The organism is Streptomyces sp. NPDC101776, from assembly GCF_044766845.1.
Taxonomy (GTDB): domain Bacteria; phylum Actinomycetota; class Actinomycetes; order Streptomycetales; family Streptomycetaceae; genus Streptomyces.
The window spans coordinates 290,189-312,007 of the sequence record NZ_JBIWMV010000007.1 but is presented as its reverse complement, the minus strand read 5'-3'; the positions used below and the strand labels follow the sequence as shown (position 1 = coordinate 312,007).

Here is a 21,819-nt window from a genome sequence, read left to right as displayed (position 1 = left end):
CTCACGCCTTCTCGTGCTCCCCCTCCGCGTCGATGTGCGGCAGGATCCGGTCCAGGAACCGGGGTGTCCACCAGGCGTGCCGCCCCAGCAGGGTCATGACCGCGGGCACCATCAGCAGCCGTACGACGGTGGCGTCGATCAGCACACTGACGGCCAGGCCGAGGCCGAGCATCTTGACCACGATGTTGTCGCTGAGGACGAAGGCCGCGAAGACGCTCACCATGATCAGCGCGGCGCAGGTGATGACGCGCGCGGTGATCTCCAGGGCGTGGGCGACGGACGCCTCGGCGTCGCCGGTGCGCAGCCAGGCCTCGTGGACGCGGGAGAGCAGGAAGATCTCGTAGTCCATGCTCAGTCCGAAGATGATCGCGAACATCATCATCGGGACGTAGCTCTCGATGGGGACCTTGCCTGCGACGCCCAACGACGGGCCGCCCCAGCCCCATTGGAAGACGGCGACGACGACGCCGTAGGAGGCCGCGATCGAGAGCACGTTGAGGACGGCGGCCTTGAGGGCGACCAGGAGGCCGCGGAAGACGGCGAGGATGATCAGGAAGGCCAGCGCGACCACCACGCCGATGATCAGGGGCAGCCGGCTCGACACGATGTCGCGGAAGTCGACCTGCGCACCGGTGGTGCCGGTGACGTAGCCCTTCGCGGAGCTGCCGTGGACGGCGTCCGGGAGGGTGTCGTGGACGAGGCGGTTGGTGAGGTCGGTGGTGGAGGCGCTCTGCGGGGACTGCTTGGAGTAGACGGTGCCGACCAGGACGTCCCCGTCCTTGGTGGTCGTCAGCGGGGTGACCTTGGCGGCGCCCTGTACCCCGTCGAGGGTCTTCTGGGCCTGGGTGGTGAGGTCCTGGCGCTGGGAGGACGGGACGCCCGTCTGGTCGATGACGATGGTGAGCGGGCCGTTGGAGCCTGGCCCGAAGGCGTCGGTCATCAGGTCGTAGGCGCGGCGGTCGGTGAACGAGGTGGGGTCGGCGCCGTCGCCGATGTGGCCGAGCTGGATCGAGAAGACCGGGATGGCGAGGACGACGACGGTCGCGATGCCCGCCGCGAGGAAGGTCCACGGCCGGTGTTCCACGCGCTGCGCGTAGCGGTGCCAGGTGCCGGTGGGTTCGGTACCCGGCTCGGCGTCGGTCTCGGCGACCGGGCGGCGCACCCGGTAGCGGTCGATCCGCTTGCCGAGGAGCCCGAGCAGCGCGGGCACGAGGGTGAGCGCGCCGATGACCGCCGACACGACCGTCACGGCGGCGGCGAGCCCGAGTTTCCCGATGAAGGGCACGCCGGACACGAACAGTCCGGCGAGCGCGATGATCACGGTGCAGCCGGAGACGAGGACGGCCCGGCCGCTGGTGGCGGTGGCCTGTCCGGCGGCGCGCACGGGATCGCTGCCGTTCATGAGGTTCTGCCGGTGACGGGTGATCAGGAACAGCGCGTAGTCGATGCCGACACCGATGCCGATCATCGTGGCGAGGGTCGGTGACACCGTCGCGAAGGTGAACGCCGCCGCCAGCAGTCCGAGGCAGGCGAGTCCGCCGATCACGCTGATCAGCGCGGTCACCAGGGGCATCGCGGCGGCGATCACACTGCCGAAGCCGATCAGCAGGACGACGATCGCCACGCCGAACCCGATGAGTTCGCTGACCTTGTCGTCGGCTGCGGGCCGGGCCAGTTCGCCGAGCGGTCCGCCGTACTCGACCTGGGCGCCGGCGGCGCGCAGCGGCTTGACGGAGTCGTCGACGCCGTGGAGGTAGCCGTCGCCGAGGGTGGACGGCTGCACGTCGAAGCGGATGGTGATGTAGCCGGTCTTCGCGTCCGACGACAGGGGGCCCACGTTCGGGCCGGTGGACGTCGGTGGCTGCGTTCCGGCCTGCGGCAGCGGGTTCTGCACCGACAGGACGTGCGGGAGCTTCTGGAGGTCGCCGACCGTCTGGGACATCTGCGAGCTCAGCGAGGTGAGCTGTTTGTCCTTGTCGTGGAGGACGATCTGGCTGCCGTAGCCCCCGGCCGCCGGATCGTGTTCCTTCAGGACCTGCTGACCGTGGTGGGACTGTACGCCGTTGAGCGAGAAGTCGTCCGAGTAGTCGCCCCCGAAGGACCTGTTGAGAACCTGGAGCGCGGCCAGCGCGACGAGCCAGGCGACGATCACGATCACGAAGTGCCGCGCGCACCACTCCCCCAGCCGCCGCAGCACCCCCTTGGATGCGGCTCCGCTGCCCCCTGCACTGGAATCCGTGGGCGCCATGACCTCGGCCTTTTCCGCCAGGGGACATTTCCGACATCCCCATTAGACGCCCACGGGATCACTCCGGCATCTCGGGCCCGCGCTCAGCCTGCGGTCATCCCACGTCCCACAGGAACCGGTGGGTGTGGATGCCGAAGTACGGGAACGACTGGACGGTCCGCACGCCTTCGATCGGCCGCACGACGTCGTTGACGAAGTCGAGCAGGTCGCGCGGTCCCGGGGTGACCACTTCCGCGAACAGATCGAAGCCGCCGGAGGTGAGCACGGAGTACACCACCTCGTCGCGCAGGGCGAGTTCGTCGGCGACGGCGCGCGGGTCGCCGTTCACCTCGATGCCGAGCATGGCCATGGCCTGGCCGCCCATGGCCATCGGGTCGGTCACCCCGACGACCTGAACCGCCTTGGAATCCAGGAGGCGTTGGAGCCGCTGCCGGGCGGCCGACGCGGACAGACCGACCTTCGGTCCGAGGTCGGCGTAGGCGATACGTCCGTCGGTCTGGAGCTCGCGCAGGATGGCCCGGTCGATGTCGTCCACGTGCTTGTTCTCCAACTCCCTGTGTCAGCTCGCCAGTTCGGCGAGCGCCTCGGCGAAGACCCGGGTGTGGGTGGCGACGTCCTGTTCGGTGGTGTCGGGGCACATCAGCGCCATGCTGTGGAACGGGGTGAGCAGGATGCCCCGGTTGGCGAGGTAGAGGTGCAGGAAGTCCTCCAGCTCCGGGTCGCCTGCCGCCTCGGACTCGGTGCCGGTGCGGGGTGCCGGGGACGCGAAGCGGTATTCGCTGCGTGCGCCGAGGCGGCTCAACGTCCAGGGCAGCGCGTGCGCGTCGATGCCTTCCTGCACACCGGCCGCGAAGCGTTCGGACAGCTTCGCCATGTGCGCGAACGCCTCGTCGGTCAGGACGTGTTCGAGCGTGGCGCGCATCGCGGCGACGGACAGCGCGTTGCCGGCAAGGGTGCCGCCGACGCCGCCCATGTCGACCAGGTCCAGGTCGTCGCGGCCGAGCAGCCGGTCGGCGAGTTCGACGGAGAGGCCGTACGCACCGGCCGGGATGCCGCCGCCGATCGCCTTGCCGATCGTGAGCAGATCGGGTTCGAGGCCCCAGGCGGCGGTGCAGCCGCCAGGTCCCGCGGAGAAGGTGTGGGTCTCGTCGATGATGAGCAACGTGCCGTATTTCCTGGTCAGTTCGCGTACGGCGGCCAGGTAGCCGGGCTCGGGCAGCACGATGCCGATGTTGGTGAGGGCGGGTTCCATGAGCACGGCGGCGACGTCTCCGTGCGCCAACTCCCGCTCCAGTTGGGCCGGATCGTTGAACTCTGCGACACGGCTGGTGAGGGTGACGTCGCAGGGGGCGCCGACGTTGCCGGGGCGGGCGGCGCCGTGGCCGTCCGGCCCGACGACGATGAGCGACTCGTCGACACTGCCGTGGTAGCTGTAACTGTTCACCAGGATCTTGGGCCGGTCGGTGACGGCCCGGGCGAGCCGGATCGCCCAGCGGTTGGCATCGGTCGCGGTGAGCGCGAAGCTCCAGCGGGCGAGCCCGAAGCGACGGGTGAGCTCCGCGCCGACCCACTCGGCGTCCTCGGTCGGCAGCATCGCCGTGGCCCCGCCCTGCTCGGCGAACCGCCGCTGCACCGCTTCCGCGACGACGGTGGGCGAGTGCCCGGCCATCGCTCCGGTGTCCCCGAGGCTGAAGTCGATGTACTCGTGCCCGTCGATGTCGGTGACACGGGCACCCCGAGCGGTGTCGAGGTAGCGCGGAAAAGCTCCGGCGGTCTTGTTCATCCAGGTCATCGGCACCCGCCCGAAGAGATGCTCGGCGCGGGCGTAGGCGGCCTTCGACCGCGGGTTGAGCCGCTCGGCCTCGACGCTCTCACGGGCGAGCAGGTCTTGCAGTCGCGTGCGGTCCATGGGGCACCTCGGTGACGTGGGCGACGGAATGCCTGGACGGTATGACTGAAAGAGGCCCAGAGGCAAGAGATGGCTGCCGAATCGATTGTTGCGGCGATTGATTCGTTCGGCGCGACTTTCACTCAAGGACTTGAGCGTCCGCCCCTGACCCCCGGTCACCCACCCCTCAAGCGGCCGAGCGCCCCTCGATGCCGTCCGGGCAACGCACGACACCCGCCACGCCCCTCCCCCATCCGCTCGACTCTCTTTCCCCACACGCCATTTCAGACACTTGGCGCAGAAGCGAACAGAGGCCGGTCAGTTTCGGAGGGAAGTCCTGCGACACCGTGCGAGAGCGGTCGATGACGGTGTGTACTGTGCTCCGGGCGCCCCGCCTGAGGGCCCGAACTCAGCCCTGCCCGACTCCACTTGGACTCGATTCGATGATCGAATTACCGGACCTGGTGACCGGCGCTCTCGCCGCCGGCACACTGTCCGCGCTGGCGCTCGGTGCCGGGCTGCTGCGGTCGCGGCGTCAACGCGCCCTGCAACGCGAGGAGATCGCCGAGCTGCGGGCCCGACTGGACGGCGTGCAGGCCGCGTTGGCGGCCGAGGTCGAGCATCTGGCGGGGCAGCGGATCCCGGCCGCCGCCCGGCATCTCATCCATCCGCGGGTCGCCGTACCGGGGCCCGGGCAGCCGCAGTTCATCGGCTCGCCCCTCGGGATCGCCCTCGAAAGCGTGCTGAGCGCGGTGCGTTCGGAACTCACCGCGCAGCGCACCCGCATCGACGCCGCCGCACAGGCCGGGATGCGCGGGGCCACCCGGGAGATCCAGGCCGCGCTGTACCGCTTGCAGGACGCCCTGCGCTCGCTCCAACAGCGGTACGACGACCCCGAGTTGGCACAGACCCTGTTCACGCTGGACCACGAGAACGAGCAGTCGCTGCGCCGTGCGCAGGTCGCGGCCGTCGTGTGCGGGGCCTGGGTCGGACTCGCCCGTGAGGAGTCGCACCTCGTCGACGCGGTGACCGGCGGCCAGGCCCGGCTCGCCGGATACCACCGGGTGCGGGTGCACAACCACCTCGAAGCCGGCACCGCGCTCGTCTCGCACGCCGTCGAACCGGTCGCGATCATCGTCGCCGAACTCGTCGACAACGCGCTGCGGCACTCCGCCCCGGACACCGAGGTCGTGGTCAACCTGGAGCACGTGCACCACGGCGCCTGCGTCACCGTCGACGACTCGGGTCTGGGCATGACCCAGGACGAACGCGACCACGCCGGGCGGATGGTGGCCGGTTCCGACCCGATCCTCCTCACCGACCTGGGCGACCCGCCGCGCATGGGCTTCGCCGCGATCGGCCGCCTGACCCGGCAGTTCGACCTGAGCGTCGACGTGTCCTCGCCCTCCCCGTACGGCGGCGTCCGCGCGGTCCTGCGGATCGACAGCCATCTCCTCAGCCGGATCGACCCCGAGCAGCGACCGCCCGCGGCCGGCGCCCCGCGCTCGACCCGCCGGGCCCCCGCGCCCACCAGCACGACCGCCCCCGCACCGGCCCACTCCTACGGCTCCGAGCCCGACGAACGAGCCACACGGGCCGAGCGAGCCACACGAACGGAGCGGGCAGAGCGGGTTGAGCGGGCCGAACGCGGTGTCGCCGACATACCCGGGCACCCGGCGACACCCGACGCCGGCGGCCTCCCGCGACGCCGGCGCCGCACCGCGGCCACCGCACCGACCGCATCCATCGCAACGCCCCCGCCTCCCGCACCGCAGACACACCAGCCGGAGCGCCGCCCGGAGCAGGCCGCCGCCGCACTCGCCGCACTCCAGTCCGGCACCGCCGCCGCGCGCGCCGCGAGCGACGACGCCGGGACCGCCGTAGGCGAACGGAGCGCGGTGCCCGGGACAGTGACAGCGCATGACACACAACAGACCGACTACGAGGGGGGAGCGGCTAGATGACCAGCCGCGATGGGGGCGACACCGCGTGGGTGCTCGATCCGATACTGGAGGTGCCGCACGTGGTGGCGGCGGTGCTGTTGACCCGGGACGGGCTGGTGCGCGGGTACACCGACGCGCTGTCCCGGGCCTCGGGCGAGCGGGTGGCCGCGATCACCAGCACGGTGCAGGGGGCGTGCCGTACCGCCGCGGCGGCGTTCGCCGACCGGGAGCGGTCCGAGATACGGCAGGTGGTCATCGAGTCGGACCACGGGTACATCCTCATCGTCCCTACGGATCACGGTACTTGTGTGGCCGCCTACGGTGACGGCGAGGTGCGGCTGGATCTGCTGGCACACCGGGTGCACTCACAGGTGGCGCGGCTGGGCGAGAAGGCGATGGCCGCCGCTCCGCGGGGAGTTGACGGCGGCGCGTCGGCATGACGGGCCGCCGCGGCGGCCGTCCTCTCGTTCCCGCGTATCTGTCGACCGGCGGTGTGGCCCGGCCCAGCCGCCCGCATCTGGAACGGCTGACGGTGCTCAGCGGCAGCGGCGAACCCGCCCCGGCCGAGCTGCCCGCGGCTCAACTCGCCCTGCTCGACGCCCTGTACGGCGGTTCGCTGACGGTACTGGAGGCGGCGGCCCTGCTGGAGCTGCCCGTGTCCGCGGTGCGCGTGCTGGCCGCCGGCCTGCTCGACCGGGGCCTGGTGCTCGCCCGCGCCCCGATCCCGCCCGCCGAACGCTTCGAACCCGACCTGCTGAAGAGAGTCGCAGATGGCCTACGCGCCCTCAAGCACCACTAGCGGCACCAGCGGTATCCATCTGCCGGACACCGCACGGGAGTTGGTCAAGATCCTCGTCGCGGGACCCTTCGGGGTGGGCAAGACGACCCTGATCGACTCCGTGTCGGAGATCCGGCCGCTGCACACCGAGGAGCGGCTCTCCGAGGCGTCCGTCCCGGTCGACGATCTCGACGGGGTGCGGGAGAAGTCGACGACGACCGTCGCCGTCGACTTCGGCCGGATCAGCCTGCCGGGCGGGATCGTGCTGTATCTGTTCGGCACGCCTGGTCAGGAGCGGTTCCGGGCGCTGTGGGAGGACATCGCCCACGGCGCGCTCGGGGCACTCGTCCTGGTCGACAGCCGTCGGATCGACGCCTCGTTCGACGTGCTCGGGCTGGTGGAGGAGAGCGGGCTGCCGTACGCCGTCGCCGTCAACACCTTCCCGGACGCGCCCCGGCACCACACCGGGGAACAACTGCGCGCCGCCCTGGACCTGGAGCCCGGCACACCGCTGGTGACCTGTGACGCCCGGAACGCGGACTCGTCCCTCGACGCGCTGCTCGCCCTGGTCCAGCATCTGATCGACCGCGACCCCCCGGAGCACCGGTGACCACCACCTCGCCCACCCGCCCCGTCCGCCTGTGGGAGGACGGCTTCGCGCTGGATCCCTACGGCTACTACGCCGCCCTGCGCGCCCAGGGTCCGGTCGGCCGGGCCGAACTCGCCCCGGGTGTACCGGCGTTCGTCGTCACCGAGCGGCGGGCCGCGCTGGAGCTGCTGCGCGACACCGACACGTTCTCGCACGATCCCCGGCCGTGGGAGTCGACGGTCGCCGAGGACTCGCCGGTCCTCGGGATGATGCGCTGGCGGCCCAACTCCCTGTTCTCGGACGGCGCCGCACACGTCCGCTACCGTGCCTCGCTGATCGACGCCTTCGACCGGATCGAGCCGCACGATCTGCGGGCGCGGGTGCACCGGGCGGTCCATGTGCTGGTGAGCCGGATCGGGCCACGCGGACAGGCCGATCTGGTGGGCGAGTTCGCCCGCCCGCTGATGGCACTGGTCTTCAACAGCCTCTTCGGGCTGCCCGAGGGCCAGAGCGGGCGGCTGGACCGGGCGCTGGGCATGATGATGGAGGGCGGTGCCCAAGCGGCCGCGGGCGAGGCCGAGTTCGGCGGATACGTCCTCGAACTGATCGCCGCCAAGGCCAAGTCACGCGGCGACGACCTGCCGAGCTGGCTGCTGGACCATCCGGCCGGGCTGAGCCCGGAGGAGGTCACCTGGCAGGTGTTCCTCACCCTGGGCGCGGGCCACGAACCGACCGCCAACCTGGTGTCCAACGCCCTGTCCCGCATCCTCGGCACCTCGGTGTACTACTCCACTCTGACCAGCGGGGCCCGACCGGTCATGGACGCCGTGGTGGAGGTCCTGCACCACGAGACCCCGCTCGCCAACTACGGGATCCACTACGCCCGTTCGCCCGTCACGTTCCACGGCGCGCACATCGGGCCGGCGATTCCGGTCGTCGTCTCGTACGGCGCGCTCGCGCACTTCGCCGAGCAGGAGGTCGTCACCGGCCGGCACCCCACGGACGCCTCGCATCTGTCGTGGTCCGCGGGCCCGCACGCCTGCCCGGTCAAACAGCACACGCTGCTCATCGCGACGGAGGCGATCGAGCGGCTCACCCTGTGGCTGCCCGACCTCGAACCCGTCGTGGAACGGGAGCGGTTGACCTGGCGGCCGGGTCCCTTCCATCGCTCGCTCACGTCGCTGCCCGTGCGGTTCAGCCCCCGCTCCCCCGACCAGCCAGGAGACCTGTCGTGACCGTGTCCGACCGCATCGCCCTCGACCCGTTCGGCGCCGACATGGCCGCCGAGAGCGCCAAGCTGCGTGCCCTCGGCCCGATCGTGCCCGTCGAGCTGCCCGGCGGCATCCCCGCCTGGGCGCCCACCGGCTACGACACCCTGAAGCAACTGATCCTCGACCCGCAGGTCAGCAGGGACCCGCGGCTGCACTGGCGCCTGTGGCCCGAGATGGGCGAACACCCCTCCTGGGGCTGGGTGTTGGGCTGGATCGGCGTCATCAACATGCTCTCCACGTACGGCACCGACCACGCCCGGCTGCGCAAACTCGTGGCGCCGAGCTTCACGCACCGACGCACCGAGGCGATGCGCGCCCGGGTCGAGACGATCACGACGGAACTGCTCGACGCGGTCGCGGCCGACGACGCCGAGGTGGTCGACATCAGGGCCGCCCTCGCGCATCCCCTGCCGATGCGGATCATCTGCGAACTGTTCGGTGTGCCCGACGAGTTGGTGGACGACACCGCACAGCTGATATCGGCCATCATGGACACCTCGGACCCGTCCCCGGAGCACGCGGCCTTCGTGCAGCGGCAGATCGGGACCGTACTGCCCGCGCTGATCGCCCACCGCAGCGAGCACCCCGGCGACGACCTCACCACCGAACTCATCCGGGTGCGCGACGAGGACGGCGACCGGCTCAGCGACGAGGAACTCCTGTACACGCTGCTGCTGGTGATCGGCGCGGGCTTCGAGACGACGGTCAACCTCATCGGCAACGCGATCGTCGCCCTGCTCAAGCGCCCCGAGCAGCTCGCGGACGTACGCGCCGGGAAGATCAGCTGGGACGCGGTCGTGGACGAGACCCTGCGCGTCCACCCGTCCATCGCCTCGCTGCCGCTGCGGTTCGCGGTCGGCGACCTCACCGTCGGCGACATCACCGTCCCGGCAGGGGACGCCATCATCACCACGTACGCGGCGGCCGGGCTCGACCCCGCGCACTACGGCCCCGACGCGGACGTCTTCGACGCGACCCGCGGCGCCGACGACCACCTGTCGTTCGGTATGGGTGTGCACCGCTGCATCGGGGCTCCCCTCGCCCGCGTGGAGGCCCTGACCGCGCTGCCCGCGTTCTTCGACCGCTTCCCGGAGGTCGGGCTCGCCGTCGACCCGGACGAGCTGCGCCAGGTGCCGTCCTTCATCGCCTTCGGCTGGCAGGAGATCCCGGTACGCCTGCGCGGCTGAGCCGGAACCCGACATGCGCCTGGCTACGGATCCCCATGCGCCCGGCGGTGGTGGAACCGCCCCGCCGCGGCCACAGGGGGGTGGGCCGCGGGCGGGGCAGGTCCTGCCCGGGTTCGGGGGGGGGGGTGAGACCCGAGCGCTCTCGTCGGATTCCCCGGATCCGCCGGGGTACACACCCCCGGAGCGGCCGTCTGCGACGGGCCCGCGCGGCGACCCTCGTCGGCACGGCATAAGCTCGGCGGGTGGCCAAGTACTTCGACGTTCATCCGGACAATCCGCAGCCCCGCACCATCTCCCAGGTCGCGGACAGTGTGCGCTCTGGTGCGCTGATCGCGTACCCGACCGACTCCTGCTACGCGCTGGGCTGCCAGCTCGGCAACCGTGAGGGCATGGAGCGGATCCGTACGATCCGGCAGCTGAACGACAAACACCACTTCACGCTGGTGTGCCAGAACTTCGCCCAGCTGGGCCAGTTCGTGCACATCGACAACGACGTGTTCCGCGCCATCAAGGCCTCCACGCCCGGCAGTTACACGTTCATCCTCCCGGCGACGAAGGAGGTGCCGCGCCAGTTGCTGAACGCGAAGAAGAAGACCGTGGGGGTCCGCATCCCCGACCACGTCGTCACCCAGGCGCTGCTGGCCGAGCTGGGCGAGCCGCTGCTGTCCAGCACCCTCCTGCTGCCCGACGAGGAGGAGCCGATGACCCAGGGCTGGGAGATCAAGGACCGGCTCGACCACGTCGTGGACGCGGTGGTCGACTCCGGCGACTGCGGCACGGAACCGACGACCGTCATCGACTTCTCCAGCGGCGAGGCCGAGATCGTCCGCAAGGGCGCGGGGGACGTCTCCCGCTTCGAGTGACCCCGGCTCGGGTGCCGTGACCCGACGTGCCACGATGATCGGAACACGCCGGGCCGGCAGCCGGCCGGGCGCCCATCCGCAGGGAGGCACCCCCGTCATGACCGCCGTACAGGGCACAGCCGTGGACATCCCCACCGAGGACGGCATCGCCGACGCCTATCTGGTGCACCCCGGCGACGAGCGCCCCCGTCCGGCCGTACTGCTCTACCAGGACGCCTTCGGTCTGCGCCCGCACCTCAAGTCAATGGCCGACCGGCTGGCCGGGGCCGGCTACACGGTCCTGGTGCCGAACGTGTTCTACCGGCAGGGTCGCGCGCCGGTGGTCGAACTGCCCGAGTTCATCGACCCGAAGGCGCGGCCGGAGATCTTCGAGAAGGTCGGCCCGCTGATCATGGGCTTCGCCCGCACCCCCGAACTCATCGAGCGGGATGCCGGTGCCTATCTGCGCTGGCTGGCCGACTCCCCGCTGGTCGCCGACGGACCGGTGGCGATCACCGGGTACTGCATGGGCGCCCGGCTGGCGCTGTACACCGCGGGCGCCTACCCGGACCGGGTGGCCGCGGTGGGCGGCTTCCACGGCGGGCAACTGGCCACCGACGACCCGGGCAGCCCGCACCTGGCCGCCGAACACATCACCGCCGAGCTCTACTTCGGCCACGCCGACCAGGACCACTCACTGCCCGAGGAGCAGATCAAGCGGTTCGAGGAGGCCCTCACCGCGGCGGGCGTCCGGCACCGCTGCGAGGTCTACCCGGGTGCGCAGCACGGCTACACGCAGGCGGACACGTCGTCGTACGACGCGGAGGCCGACGAGCGGCACTGGGTCGCGCTGCTCGACCTGCTGGAGCGCACTTTCTGACCGAGGACCGCCTTTCCTCCTGATCCGACCCGGGTGCCCACGGCATCCAACCCCGGTGCCCACGGCGCGCGTTGCCGTGGGCATCATTTCTTGCACGCCGTTCGCCGGCCTTTCGTTCAACTCATTGACACGCACGCGGCCCGGCGCGACTCTGAGAGCGCTCTCACACAGGTACGGACCAATTTTTCGTACACCCCCCCACACGGAGGTGAGCAGTGCTCGTCAGAATCCTGCGCCGCCTGGGCGCCCCGACCGCGGTGGCCACGATGCTCGCGCTGGCCACACCGCTGACGGCGGACGCCGCGGTGCCCGCCACGATCCCGCTGAAGATCACCAACAACTCGGGCCGCGGCGACGCGGTCTACGTCTACGACCTGGGCACCAACCTCGCGACCGGCCAGCAGGGTTGGGCCGACGCGAGCGGCACGTTCCACGCCTGGCCGGCCGGTGGTAACCCGCCGACCCCGGCGCCGGACGCGTCGATCGCGGGCCCGGCGGCCGGACAGTCCAGCACCATCCGGATCCCCAAGTTCTCGGGCCGCATCTACTTCTCGTACGGTCAGAAACTCGTGTTCAAGCTGACCACCGGCGGCCTGGTGCAGCCGGCCGTGCAGAACCCGACCGACCCGAACCGCAACATCCTCTTCAACTGGTCCGAGTACACGCTCAACGACTCCGGACTGTGGATCAACAGCACCCAGGTGGACATGTTCTCCGCGCCGTACGCGGTCGGGGTGCAGCGGTCCGACGGGAGCACGGCCTCCGTCGGGCATCTCAAGTCGGGCGGCTACACCGGGTTCTTCAACGCGCTGCGCGGGCAGCCGGGCGGCTGGGCGAACCTGATCCAGACCCGCTCCGACGGAACGGTTCTGCGAGCGCTCTCACCGACGTACGGCATTGAGACGGGCGCCCTGCCCAGCACCGTGATGGACGACTACATCAACCGCGTCTGGTCGAAGTACGCGTCGTCGACCCTGACCGTGACACCGTTCGCCAACCAGCCGAACACCAAGTACTACGGCCGGGTGTCGGGCAACGTCATGAACTTCACCAACAGCTCCGGCGCGGTCGTCACCACCTTCCAGAAGCCGGACGCGGCCAGCATCTTCGGCTGCTACAAGTACCTCGACGCGCCCAACGACCTTGTGCGCGGGCCGATTTCGCGCACACTCTGCGCGGGCTTCAACCGCTCCACGCTCCTGGTCAACCCCAACCAGCCGGACACCACCACCGCGAACTTCTACGTGGACACGGTGACCAACCAGTACGCGCGCAAGATCCACGCGCAGATGGCGGACGGCAAGGCGTACGCGTTCGCGTTCGACGACGTCGGCGCCCAGGAGTCCCTGGTGAACGACGGGAACCCGCAGCAGGCCTATCTGACGCTGGACCCGCTGAGCTGAGGAAACCGGACACCCCGCACGCCTGGGGGCGCGTGCGGGGTGCCGGGCCGAACGGGAAAGGCGGATCAGCTGGTCGTGACGGCGGTGTCGTCGACGACGAAGCTGGTCTGGAGCGAGGAGTCCTCGACGCCGCTGAACTTCAGGGCGACCGTGGTCCCCGCGAAGGCCGACAGACTGAAGGACTTCGCGACGTACCCGCTGGCCGCGTTGAGGTTCGAGTACGTGGCGAGCGTGGTCGATCCGGCGGTGACCGTCAGCTTGTCGTAAGCCGTGCTGGTGGTGGTCTCGGCCGTGTCGATGTGGATGTAGAAGGTGAACGTCGTCCCCGTGCAGCCGCTCGGGACCGTCACCGACTGGGTCAGCGTGTCGGTGTGGGTCGAGCCGTAGCCGTCGAGCCAGGCCTTGTACGAACCGGTGCGGGCCGCCTGGCTGCTGGAGTTGGTGATGACCCCGCTGCTCGCGGTCCAGGTCGTGTTGCCCGACTCGAAGCCCGCGTTGCCGAGCAGCTGCGTCGAGGTGCAACTGCCGCCCCCGCCGCTGGAACTCACGGTCCAGGTGAAGGCCGCGGTACCGGTCGCCCCGGTGCTGTCGGTGACGGTCACCGTGGTGCTGTAGGTGCCCGCCGTGGTCGGGGTGCCGGTGATGGCGCCCGTGGAGCTGATCGACAGGCCGGTCGGCAGTCCGGTCGCGGCGTAGGTCAGGGTGCCGCTGTTGGTGCTGCTGGCCGCGACCTGGAGGCTCACCGCCGTGCCGACGGTGGAGGACTGGCTGCCCGGGTTGGTGACCGTGACGCCCGTGGTCGGCACGGTGATGTGGCTGCCCACGTTGATGCCGGCGAAGGCGTTGCCGACTCCGGCGTACTGGGCGGACGTCGTGCCGTACAGCGCCCCGGCGGCGCTGAGCGCGGCGGTGCGGGCGGCGGCGTAGTTGGTGCTGGACGTCATGTACGTCGTCAGCGCCTTGTACCAGATCTGCAGGGCCGCGGCCCGGCCGATACCGGCGACGGCCACACCGTCGGAGGTGGTGCTGGTGTAGGAGGTGCCGTTGATGACCTTGGTGCCGCTGCCCTCGGAGAGCAGGTAGAACATGTGGTTCGCCGGGCCCGAGGAGTAGTGGACGTCGAGGTTGCCGACGCCGGAGTACCAACTGTCCGCGGAGCCGCCGTCCTTGCTCGGCTTGTCCATGTAACGCAGCGGCGTGCCGTCGCCGTTGATGTCGATCTTCTCGCCGATGAGGTAGTCGCCGACGTCGCTGCTGTTGTTGGCGTAGAACTCGACACCGGTACCGAAGATGTCGGAGGTCGCCTCGTTCAACCCGCCTGATTCACCGGTGTAGTTGAGCCCGGCGGTGTTGGAGGTGACGCCGTGGCTCATCTCGTGGCCGGCCACGTCCAGCGAGGTCAGCGCGTGGGTGCTGCTGGTGCCGTCGCCGTACGTCATGCAGAAGCAGCTGTCGTCCCAGAAGGCGTTGACGTACGCCGTGCTGTAGTGGACGCGCGAGTACGCGGCGACGCCGTCGTTCTTGATGCCGCTGCGGCCGAAGGTGTTCTTGTAGAAGTCCCAGGTCGTCTGGGCGCCGTAGGCCGCGTCCGCGCCGGCGGTCTGGGTGTTGGAGCCCGCGCCGGTGCCCCACACGTCGTCCGCGTCCGTCATCAGCGTGCCGGTGCCGGACGTGGCGTTGTTGAGGCTGTACGTCTTGTGGCCGCCGCGCGTGGTGTCGTACAGCTGGTACGTCGAACCCGACAGCGTGGTGCTCAGCGAGACCGAGCCGCTGTACTGGGTGTTGCCGGTGCCGGTCTCGATGCCCTCGAAGCGGGAGAGCTCCTTGCCGGAGGTGGCGTCGGTGACTACGTGCAGCTTGCTGGGGGTGCCGTCGTCCTGGAAGCCGCTGATCACCGTCTCCCAGGCGAGCTTCGGGGTGCCGGTGCCGGCCCAGATGACCTTCCGCGCGCTGTCGGTGCTCGGCGCCTTGGCGTCGAGGGCCTTCGCGGTCGTCAGGGCCTTGGTCTCGGCGGTCGACTTGGCGACCGACGCGGTCGTCGAGGGGACCGTGAGGGTGTGCTTGTTGTTGAAGGTCGCGCTCACCGTGCCGGTCGCCTTGCCGGCGGGCGGGGTGTGCACGACGAGGTCGCCGCCGAGGACGGGGAGACCGGCGAAGGTCCGCTCGTAGCGGGTGTGGACGGTGCCGTCGTTGTCCTTGACGACGTCCTTGACGACCAGCTTCTCCTTGGCGCCGAGGCCGAGGGTACGGGCGGTCGTCGTGCTGTTCGAGGTGGCGCTCTTCACCAGGGCGGTGCGCTGGGCCGGGGTGAGCTTCGCCTCCAGGCTGCCGGTGAGCAGCGGACTCGGGTGGGGGGAGGCGGGCTTCGCGGTCGCCGGCACCGACTGGACGCCGACGGCCAGGAAAGCGGCGGTGGAGACCAGGGCTCCTACCGCCATCCGCTTACGGGGGATGCGTCTCACTCTTACTCCTACTGCGACGACCGCGAGCGCGGCCGGTGACAGACCGGACAGCCGGGTCTGCTGTCCGGGAAGAGCTGAGCTGTGCGGGACTGGCAGAACTTTGACCAATCCGTGGAGGATCCGTGGGGGTGGCTGCGTGGAGGATGACAGCGTTGACCCGTCCATGTCACGCAGGTCAGGGGCACTCAAGGGTTTTCCCTCTGTCAGGGATTTCGCTACAAGTTCCGAAATTATTCGTGACGGCTGAGCCACGCCGGCGAAACAGACCCTTCCTAACGTCGCAGTCAGCCACAGAGGTCCCATCAGCCGCATTACGGCCGCCGGACCGATAACGCTGCTTTTCCCGAAAATCCCGCAACTCCCGAAAATCCCGCACCTGCTGGAAATCCCATCACTGTCCTCAGCGCCCCTTGAGACAGGAGTCCCGAGTGTCCAATCCCTCCCGCCGCGGCGTCCTCAGACTGTCCGCCGGTACCGCACTGCTCGGCACCCTCGCCCTCGCCGGCTGTGGACGCGGCGACACCGCCACATCCACCGCGAAGGCCACCGCCGAGTCGGTCGACGACAAGCCGGCCACTGGCACCGTCAACGTCTGGGCCGCCCAGGGCGACGCCGATGTCCTCGACAAGGTGATCAAGCCCTTCAAGGCCGCGAACCCGGACGTCAGCGTGAAGTTCACGCTGATACCGAACGCCGACTACTACACGAAGCTCCAGGCCGCGATCGCGGCGGGCAAGGGCCCCGACGTGGCCCAGTTCTTCCCCGAGTCGCAGGCCCAGTTCCTCGACCCGTCGATCCTGCGGCCCGTGCCGGACGGACTCGTCGACTCCGGCGCCTTCTTCAAGAGCCTGTGGGACGCCGGTCTGGTCAAGGACGTGGCCTACACGGTGCCCTGGTACGCGTACACGTACGCCCTCGTCTACCGCGCGGATCTCGCCAAGACGGCGGGCGTCACGGCGCCGACCACCTGGGCCGAGATGGTGCCGTTCTTCAAGGCGTTGAAGGGCGCCGGCGCCGGGCACGGCCTCGCGGCCGACAACGGCTGGGACATCTTCAACGGCCAGGACGTCGCGATGTACGCCTGGCAGGCGGGCGGCAACCTGCTGTCCTCCAGCGGTAGTTGGACCCTCGACACTCCGGCGATGATCGACGCCCTGAAGTACAACGCGTCGTTCTTCACCTCGGGTTCGGCGGACACCGCCACCCCCACCTTCCTCGACTCCCAACCGTACTTCGTGTCCGGGAAGACCGCCACGATGATCACCGGACCGTGGGTGCTCGGCCAGCTCGACACCGCCGCGAAGGAGACCGGCTGGACGGCGGCCCATGTCGCCACGGCTCCGCTGCCGGCCGGTGCCTCGGGCAGCACCTCCTTCTCCGCCGGGGGTACTTGGGGCGTCCTCGCGGACAGCGGGAACACGGACGCGTCATGGAAGTTCGTCCGCCACGTCTCGAAGCCGAGCACACAGGTCGCGCAGTACTCGGCATACGGGTCGCTGCCGGCGGTGATCTCCGCCTGGGACGATCCGGCCGTCAAGAAGCAGCCGCTCCTCGACGCCTTCCTCACCCAGCTCAAGAACACCAAGGCCTTTCCGCAGGTGGGCACTTGGCAGCAGGTCGCCACCCGGCTGGGCAAGGAGGTCGAGACCGTGGCCAAGGGCACCCAGACCGCCGAGAAGGCCGCCGCCAGTATCCAGGCGTACGCCAAGAGCCTCGGCACGGGCGCGGAGTGAGCCGCGGATGACCACCACGCTCGCCCCGGGGACACGGAGCAGAGCACGCAACTCCCGTCGTACGGCGGTCGCCTGGCTGTTCCTCGCGCCGTTCGCCGTCGTGTTCCTGCTCTACACCGCGATCCCCACGGTGGCCGCGCTCGGCTTCAGCCTGACCGATCTGCGCGGCTCGGACCTGCGCCATCCGCTCGCGGTCGACTTCACCGGCCTGGACAACTACCTGCGTCTGTTCCAGGATCCGACCTTTCTGCGGGACATCCTGAACACCGCCGTGTTCGTCGCCGTCGGTGTGCCGCTGACCATGGCGATCGGCTTCGGGCTGGCCGTGGCGCTGAACTCCGGGATCCGGCGGCTGCGCGGGGTGTTCCGTACGGTCTTCTTCGCGCCGGTCGTCACGAACGTCGTCGCGGTCGCCCTGATCTGGCAGTACGCCTTCAACGCGGGCGGCACCGTCAACAAGGCGCTGGGCTACGTCGGTCTCGCCGGGCCGAACTGGCTGGACGATCCGCACCTCGCCATGCCGGTGGTGATCCTGCTGGGCGTCTGGCGCAACTTCGGCACCGCGATGGTCCTGTTCCTGGCCGGGCTCCAGGCCGTGCCGGAGGACGTGTACGAGGCCGCGGCGCTCGACGGGGCGGGCGGATGGCGGCAGTTGAGGCACATCACCCTGCCGCTCCTGCTCCCGACCACCCTCATGGTGTCGGTGCTGCTGACCGTGTTCTACCTCCAGGTCTTCGACGAGCCCTATCTCCTCACCGACGGCGGCCCGTTGGGGTCCACCGAGTCCGTGTCGCTGTACACCTACCACCAGTTCGGGTCCGGCCAACTGGGCATGTCCTCGGCCGCGTCCTTCGTGATGCTGCTGCTCGTGCTGCTGGTGAGTGCCGTCCAGTTCCGACTGCTGAGGCCCCGCACATGACCGCCGTAGCCGCGTCGTTGACCGACGCCGACCTGACCGCCGCCACCGCCGAGGACCGAACCGCCGCACGCACACGGTCCGTTGGCCGCCCTCTGCTCTACGCCGCGCTGGTGCTGTGCGCGCTGCTGACCCTGCTGCCCTTCTTCTGGGTGGTCAGCGGCTCGCTGCGCGGCCTGGACGAGATCCGCTCCGACCCGGGCGCGTGGCTGCCGCGGCACATCACGCTCGACAACTTCGCGCGGCTGTTCCGGACCGAGGGCTTCGGGCGGTTCCTGACCAACAGCGTCCTGGTCGCGCTCATGGTGGTGATCGGCAACATCGTGGCGGCCTCGGCCGCCGGATACGCCCTCGCCAAGCTCGAGTTCGCGGGCAGGCGGCTGGCGTTCGGCGCGGTGATGGCGGCGATGATGGTGCCGTTCACGACGGTGTTCGTCACCCAGTTCGTGATCACCGTGGACATGGGCCTCGCCGACACCCTCACCGGGATCGCACTGCCCGGCGTGGCGCTCCCGCTGTCGGTGTTCATCATGCGGCAGTACGCGCAGTCGGTGCCCGACGAGTTGCTGGAGGCGGCGCGCATCGACGGCGCGGGCGAGTTCCGGATCTTCTTCCGGATCTTCCTTCCGCTGGCCGGTCCGGCGGTCGCGACGATCACGATCATGTCGTTCCTGAGCTCGTGGAACAACTTCATCTGGCCGCTCATCGTCGCCCAGAGCACCGCGAGTTACACCCTCCCGGTCGGCCTCGCCGCCACCAGCCAGGCCGCCCAGCACGTCACCGACTACGGCTTGGTCCTCGCCGGCGCGATCGTCGTGATGCTGCCGGTCCTCGTGCTCTTCCTGTTCCTCCAGCGGTACTTCGTGCAGGGCATCGCCGGATCGGGGATGCGGTGACACCTGTGACGGAGACAGGTGTGTTCGTTCCGGTCGGGCGGGGCAAGTCCGAGGAGGCGGAGGGATGTTGATGTCGGGGATGAACCAGAGCGCCGTACGGCGCGTCAACACCTCGGTCGTCCTGCGCGCGCTCGCGGTGTCCTCGGGACCCACGACCCTGACCGCGCTCGCCGAGCAGGCCGGTCTGTCCCGCCGTACCATCGAGCTGATCCTGGACTCGCTCGTCGAGGCGGGCTGGGTGGCCGAGTTGGAGCGGATACCGACCAGCGGCTCCGCCGGGCGGCCGGCCCGGCGGTACGAACTGCGCGCGGAACACGCCCTGTTGGCCGCCGTCAGCATCAACACCGTGGACGCCTCCGCCGTCATCGCCGATGTACGCGGCCGTATCGTCGGCCGGGCGCACCGCCGGCTGCGCGCCTACCAGGACCCTCAGGTCACGCTCGACGACGCGGCGGACCTGGTGCGGGAGGCGCTCGTCGACGCGGGCGGCTCCCCGGACCGGCTGCGCGCCGGTGCGGTCGCGGGCGGTGGCGCCATCGACGACGAGGGTGTCGTACGACGTCTGGTGCACACCACGCGCTGGGAGGGCGTGCATCTGCCCGAGGAGCTCGGGCGGCGGATCGGGATGCCCTGGTTCGCGGACAACGACTCCAACCTCGGTGCGCTGGCGGAGCGTTGGCGCGGCGTGGCCGGTGACCACGACAACGTCGTATGGGCGCACCTCGGCAACAGGACCGGCCTCGGCATCCTGATCCGGGGCGCCGTGCACCGGGGTCTGGACGGTGCCGCGGGCGAGATCGTCGAGGCACAGTCGATCCCGACCGGCACGATCGCCGACCGCCCGGTGGCCCTGCTGAGTTCACCGGAACCGGACCAACGCAAGGTGGCGATGGAACGCTTCGACGCGGCCCGCGCCGGTGACGCGGGTGCGCTCGCCGAGGTGGACGAGTTCGTCGAGAACATCACCTCTATCCTCACCACCCTGTCGTGGACGGTCGCGCCCTCGCTCATCGTGCTCGGCGGCGGTCTGGAGGACGCGGCCGATGTGCTGCTCCCCCGGGTGCGCGAGGCGATGCGCGTCGCCCGCACCCCCGCGATCGAACTGCGCGCCACCGGACTGGGCCGCGACGCCGCGCTCATCGGCGCCGTGAAACTGGCGCTCGACCGCATGGACACCGAGTTGTTCGGCCCGCTCGCCCCCGGTGTCTAACTCCCCCCACACCACCCGACTTTGGAGTCTGCTTGTGACCGACACCCCGCACACCGACGTCCTCATCGTGGGCAGCGGCATCATGGGTTCCGTCGTGGCCCGGCTGCTGCGGGAGAGCGATCCGGGGCTGGGCATCACGATGGTCGACGGCGGCAGCGCGATCGGCGGGGCACCGGGCCTGCATCTGCACGACGTCGCCGACCCGGGCCTGTGGTCGCGGTACAACGAGCGGGTCGAGTCCGGTATCCAGGGCATGTACACCGGCGCCGAGGTGGTGCGCGAGGTCGCGGACGGCCTCACCGGTCTGCCGCCCGGCATGGTCCACGCGCTGGCCTTCGGCGAGGACAGCGAGGCGATGCCCGCGACGGCGCTGGCGTGGAACGCGGGCGGCATGGGCGTCCACTGGACCGCCGCGACCCCGTGGCCCGCCGGTTCCGAGGTCTTCGACTTCGGCGACCCGGTCGGCTGGGCGGCCGACCTGGACACCGCTCGCCGTCTGCTCGCCGTCTCCCCTTCCCCCATCGGCCCGACGGAGGTCGGCCGGGCCGTCCTCGACGTCCTGCGCCGCCGCTACGACGACACCGCGCCCGAGGACCGACGCCCGCAGCCGATGCCCATGGCCGTCACGGCGACGGACTCGGGCCCCATGCCCCGCACGGCACCCGGGACGATCTTCCCGGCGATCGCGGCGGGCGGCGACCCGGCGTTCACCCTGCTCACGGGCACGCTTGCCACCCGATTGCTCGTCTCGGGCGGCCGGGTCGGCGGCGCACGGCTGCGGCGGGTCACCGACGGCACCGAGTCCGTACTCCATGCGGACACCGTGATCGTGTGCGCCGACGCGCTGCGCACCCCGCAACTGCTCTTCGCCTCGGGCATCCGCCCGGCGGCCCTGGGCCGGTACCTCAACGAGCACGCGTTCGTCACGGCCCAAGTCCTGCTGGATCTCGACCGGTTCGGCATCACCCTGGACGATCTGCCGCTGCCCCGTCCCGGCGAGTTCAGCACGGACTCGCTGTGGGTGCCGCAGAACGGGCCCGCGCAGCCGTTCCACCACCAGATCATGAACCGGACGTATGTCGACGAGAGTGGTCGCCCCCTCGCCCACGCCGTGGGTCTGTCGCTGCTCGTCCCCGTCGAGACACGGCCCGAACACCGGCTCGTCTTCTCGGAGTCGGAGACCGACCTCGCCGGACTGCCGCGCATCGGCGTCGAGTTCGGCTACTCCGACACCGACCGCGCGCTGATCGACCGGGGACTGGCCGAAGTCCGTTCGCTGGCCGAGGAGTTCGGTCCCTTCGACCCCGCGACCGAACTCGCCCTGCTCCCGCCCGGCTCGTCCCTGCATCTGACCGGCACCGTCCGCTCGGGCACCGCCGACGACGGGACCGGCGTGTGCGACCCGGACGGCCGGGTGTGGGGCTTCGACAACCTGTACGTCGCCGGCACCGGAGTGATCCCCACGGCGATGGCCGCCAACGTGACCCTGACCGGCGCGGTGACGGCCGTACGGGCCGCCCGGGCGGTCACCACCCGAACCGCGCCGCTCGCCGCGCACTGAGAGGAAACCCGA

Annotated in this window: 18 protein-coding genes; 14 read left to right on the top strand and 4 right to left on the bottom strand. The window is 70.3% G+C overall.

Going from position 1 to position 21,819, the window contains the following annotated elements:
• Nucleotide 1 precedes the first annotated feature (1 nt).
• The 3 genes from ACIRRY_RS24110 to ACIRRY_RS24100 form a co-directional block, all read right to left on the bottom strand.
• The gene (locus tag ACIRRY_RS24110; RefSeq protein WP_403976187.1) at nucleotides 2-2,248 is read right to left on the bottom strand and encodes an MMPL family transporter; all 2,247 of its coding nucleotides are present in this window, start codon (nucleotides 2,246-2,248) and stop codon (nucleotides 2-4) included.
• A 94-nt stretch (nucleotides 2,249-2,342) separates the two neighbouring features.
• Nucleotides 2,343-2,783 carry an Lrp/AsnC family transcriptional regulator gene (locus ACIRRY_RS24105; protein WP_403976401.1) on the bottom strand — a complete coding sequence of 147 codons (441 nt, stop codon included), beginning with the start codon at nucleotides 2,781-2,783 and terminating at the stop codon, nucleotides 2,343-2,345.
• Nucleotides 2,784-2,807: 24 nt separating this feature from the next.
• Nucleotides 2,808-4,157 carry a transaminase gene (locus ACIRRY_RS24100; protein WP_403976185.1) on the bottom strand — a complete coding sequence of 450 codons (1,350 nt, stop codon included), beginning with the start codon at nucleotides 4,155-4,157 and terminating at the stop codon, nucleotides 2,808-2,810.
• 422 nt (nucleotides 4,158-4,579) lie between these two features.
• Here ACIRRY_RS24100 and ACIRRY_RS24095 point away from each other — a divergent pair, with 422 nt between their 5' ends.
• The 9 genes from ACIRRY_RS24095 (at nucleotide 4,580) to ACIRRY_RS24055 (ending at nucleotide 13,029) form a co-directional block, all read left to right on the top strand.
• Nucleotides 4,580-6,100, top strand: coding sequence for a sensor histidine kinase (locus tag ACIRRY_RS24095; protein ID WP_403976183.1), 1,521 nt, complete (start codon nucleotides 4,580-4,582; stop codon nucleotides 6,098-6,100).
• Entirely contained in the window at nucleotides 6,097-6,519 is a 423-nt protein-coding gene (locus ACIRRY_RS24090) for a roadblock/LC7 domain-containing protein (protein ID WP_403976181.1), read from the top strand. Before ACIRRY_RS24095 ends, ACIRRY_RS24090 begins: the two co-directional genes overlap by 4 nt.
• Nucleotides 6,516-6,878 (top strand): DUF742 domain-containing protein, encoded by a 363-nt coding sequence (locus ACIRRY_RS24085; protein WP_403976179.1) that lies wholly within the window; start codon nucleotides 6,516-6,518, stop codon nucleotides 6,876-6,878. The genes ACIRRY_RS24090 and ACIRRY_RS24085 overlap by 4 nt, the downstream gene beginning before the upstream one ends.
• Nucleotides 6,850-7,467 carry a GTP-binding protein gene (locus ACIRRY_RS24080; protein WP_403976177.1) on the top strand — a complete coding sequence of 206 codons (618 nt, stop codon included), beginning with the start codon at nucleotides 6,850-6,852 and terminating at the stop codon, nucleotides 7,465-7,467. Before ACIRRY_RS24085 ends, ACIRRY_RS24080 begins: the two co-directional genes overlap by 29 nt.
• On the top strand, nucleotides 7,464-8,681 hold the full coding sequence (locus ACIRRY_RS24075) for a cytochrome P450 (protein ID WP_403976174.1): 1,218 nt from the start codon (nucleotides 7,464-7,466) through the stop codon (nucleotides 8,679-8,681). The genes ACIRRY_RS24080 and ACIRRY_RS24075 overlap by 4 nt, the downstream gene beginning before the upstream one ends.
• Nucleotides 8,678-9,904, top strand: a complete 1,227-nt coding sequence (locus ACIRRY_RS24070) for a cytochrome P450 (RefSeq protein ID WP_403976171.1) — start codon at nucleotides 8,678-8,680, stop codon at nucleotides 9,902-9,904. The genes ACIRRY_RS24075 and ACIRRY_RS24070 overlap by 4 nt, the downstream gene beginning before the upstream one ends.
• Nucleotides 9,905-10,146: 242 nt before the next feature.
• Entirely contained in the window at nucleotides 10,147-10,767 is a 621-nt protein-coding gene (locus tag ACIRRY_RS24065) for an L-threonylcarbamoyladenylate synthase (protein WP_403976169.1), read from the top strand.
• Nucleotides 10,768-10,864: 97 nt separating this feature from the next.
• A complete protein-coding gene (locus ACIRRY_RS24060; protein ID WP_403976166.1) occupies nucleotides 10,865-11,626 on the top strand; it encodes a dienelactone hydrolase family protein in 762 nt (253 codons plus the stop codon).
• A 266-nt stretch (nucleotides 11,627-11,892) separates the two neighbouring features.
• Nucleotides 11,893-13,029 carry a glycoside hydrolase family 64 protein gene (locus ACIRRY_RS24055; protein ID WP_403976399.1) on the top strand — a complete coding sequence of 379 codons (1,137 nt, stop codon included), beginning with the start codon at nucleotides 11,893-11,895 and terminating at the stop codon, nucleotides 13,027-13,029.
• Nucleotides 13,030-13,094: 65 nt separating this feature from the next.
• Here the strand turns inward: ACIRRY_RS24055 and ACIRRY_RS24050 are convergent, their stop codons facing one another.
• Nucleotides 13,095-15,467 carry a M4 family metallopeptidase gene (locus ACIRRY_RS24050; RefSeq protein WP_403976397.1) on the bottom strand — a complete coding sequence of 791 codons (2,373 nt, stop codon included), beginning with the start codon at nucleotides 15,465-15,467 and terminating at the stop codon, nucleotides 13,095-13,097.
• Nucleotides 15,468-15,919: 452 nt separating this feature from the next.
• On the opposite strand from ACIRRY_RS24050, the gene ACIRRY_RS24045 reads away from it, so the two are divergent.
• The 5 genes from ACIRRY_RS24045 (at nucleotide 15,920) to ACIRRY_RS24025 (ending at nucleotide 21,807) form a co-directional block, all read left to right on the top strand.
• Nucleotides 15,920-17,224, top strand: a complete 1,305-nt coding sequence (locus tag ACIRRY_RS24045) for an extracellular solute-binding protein (protein ID WP_403976164.1) — start codon at nucleotides 15,920-15,922, stop codon at nucleotides 17,222-17,224.
• Between the two features lie 7 nt (nucleotides 17,225-17,231).
• Nucleotides 17,232-18,143: a carbohydrate ABC transporter permease gene (locus tag ACIRRY_RS24040; RefSeq protein ID WP_403976162.1), complete on the top strand. Its 912-nt coding sequence runs from the start codon at nucleotides 17,232-17,234 to the stop codon at nucleotides 18,141-18,143.
• Nucleotides 18,140-19,036, top strand: a complete 897-nt coding sequence (locus ACIRRY_RS24035; RefSeq protein ID WP_403976160.1) for a carbohydrate ABC transporter permease — start codon at nucleotides 18,140-18,142, stop codon at nucleotides 19,034-19,036. Before ACIRRY_RS24040 ends, ACIRRY_RS24035 begins: the two co-directional genes overlap by 4 nt.
• Nucleotides 19,037-19,100: 64 nt before the next feature.
• Complete coding sequence (locus tag ACIRRY_RS24030) at nucleotides 19,101-20,246, top strand: ROK family protein (RefSeq protein ID WP_403976158.1); 1,146 nt, start codon at nucleotides 19,101-19,103, stop codon at nucleotides 20,244-20,246.
• 34 nt (nucleotides 20,247-20,280) lie between these two features.
• A complete protein-coding gene (locus tag ACIRRY_RS24025; RefSeq protein ID WP_403976156.1) occupies nucleotides 20,281-21,807 on the top strand; it encodes a GMC oxidoreductase in 1,527 nt (508 codons plus the stop codon).
• Nucleotides 21,808-21,819: the final 12 nt, after the last annotated feature.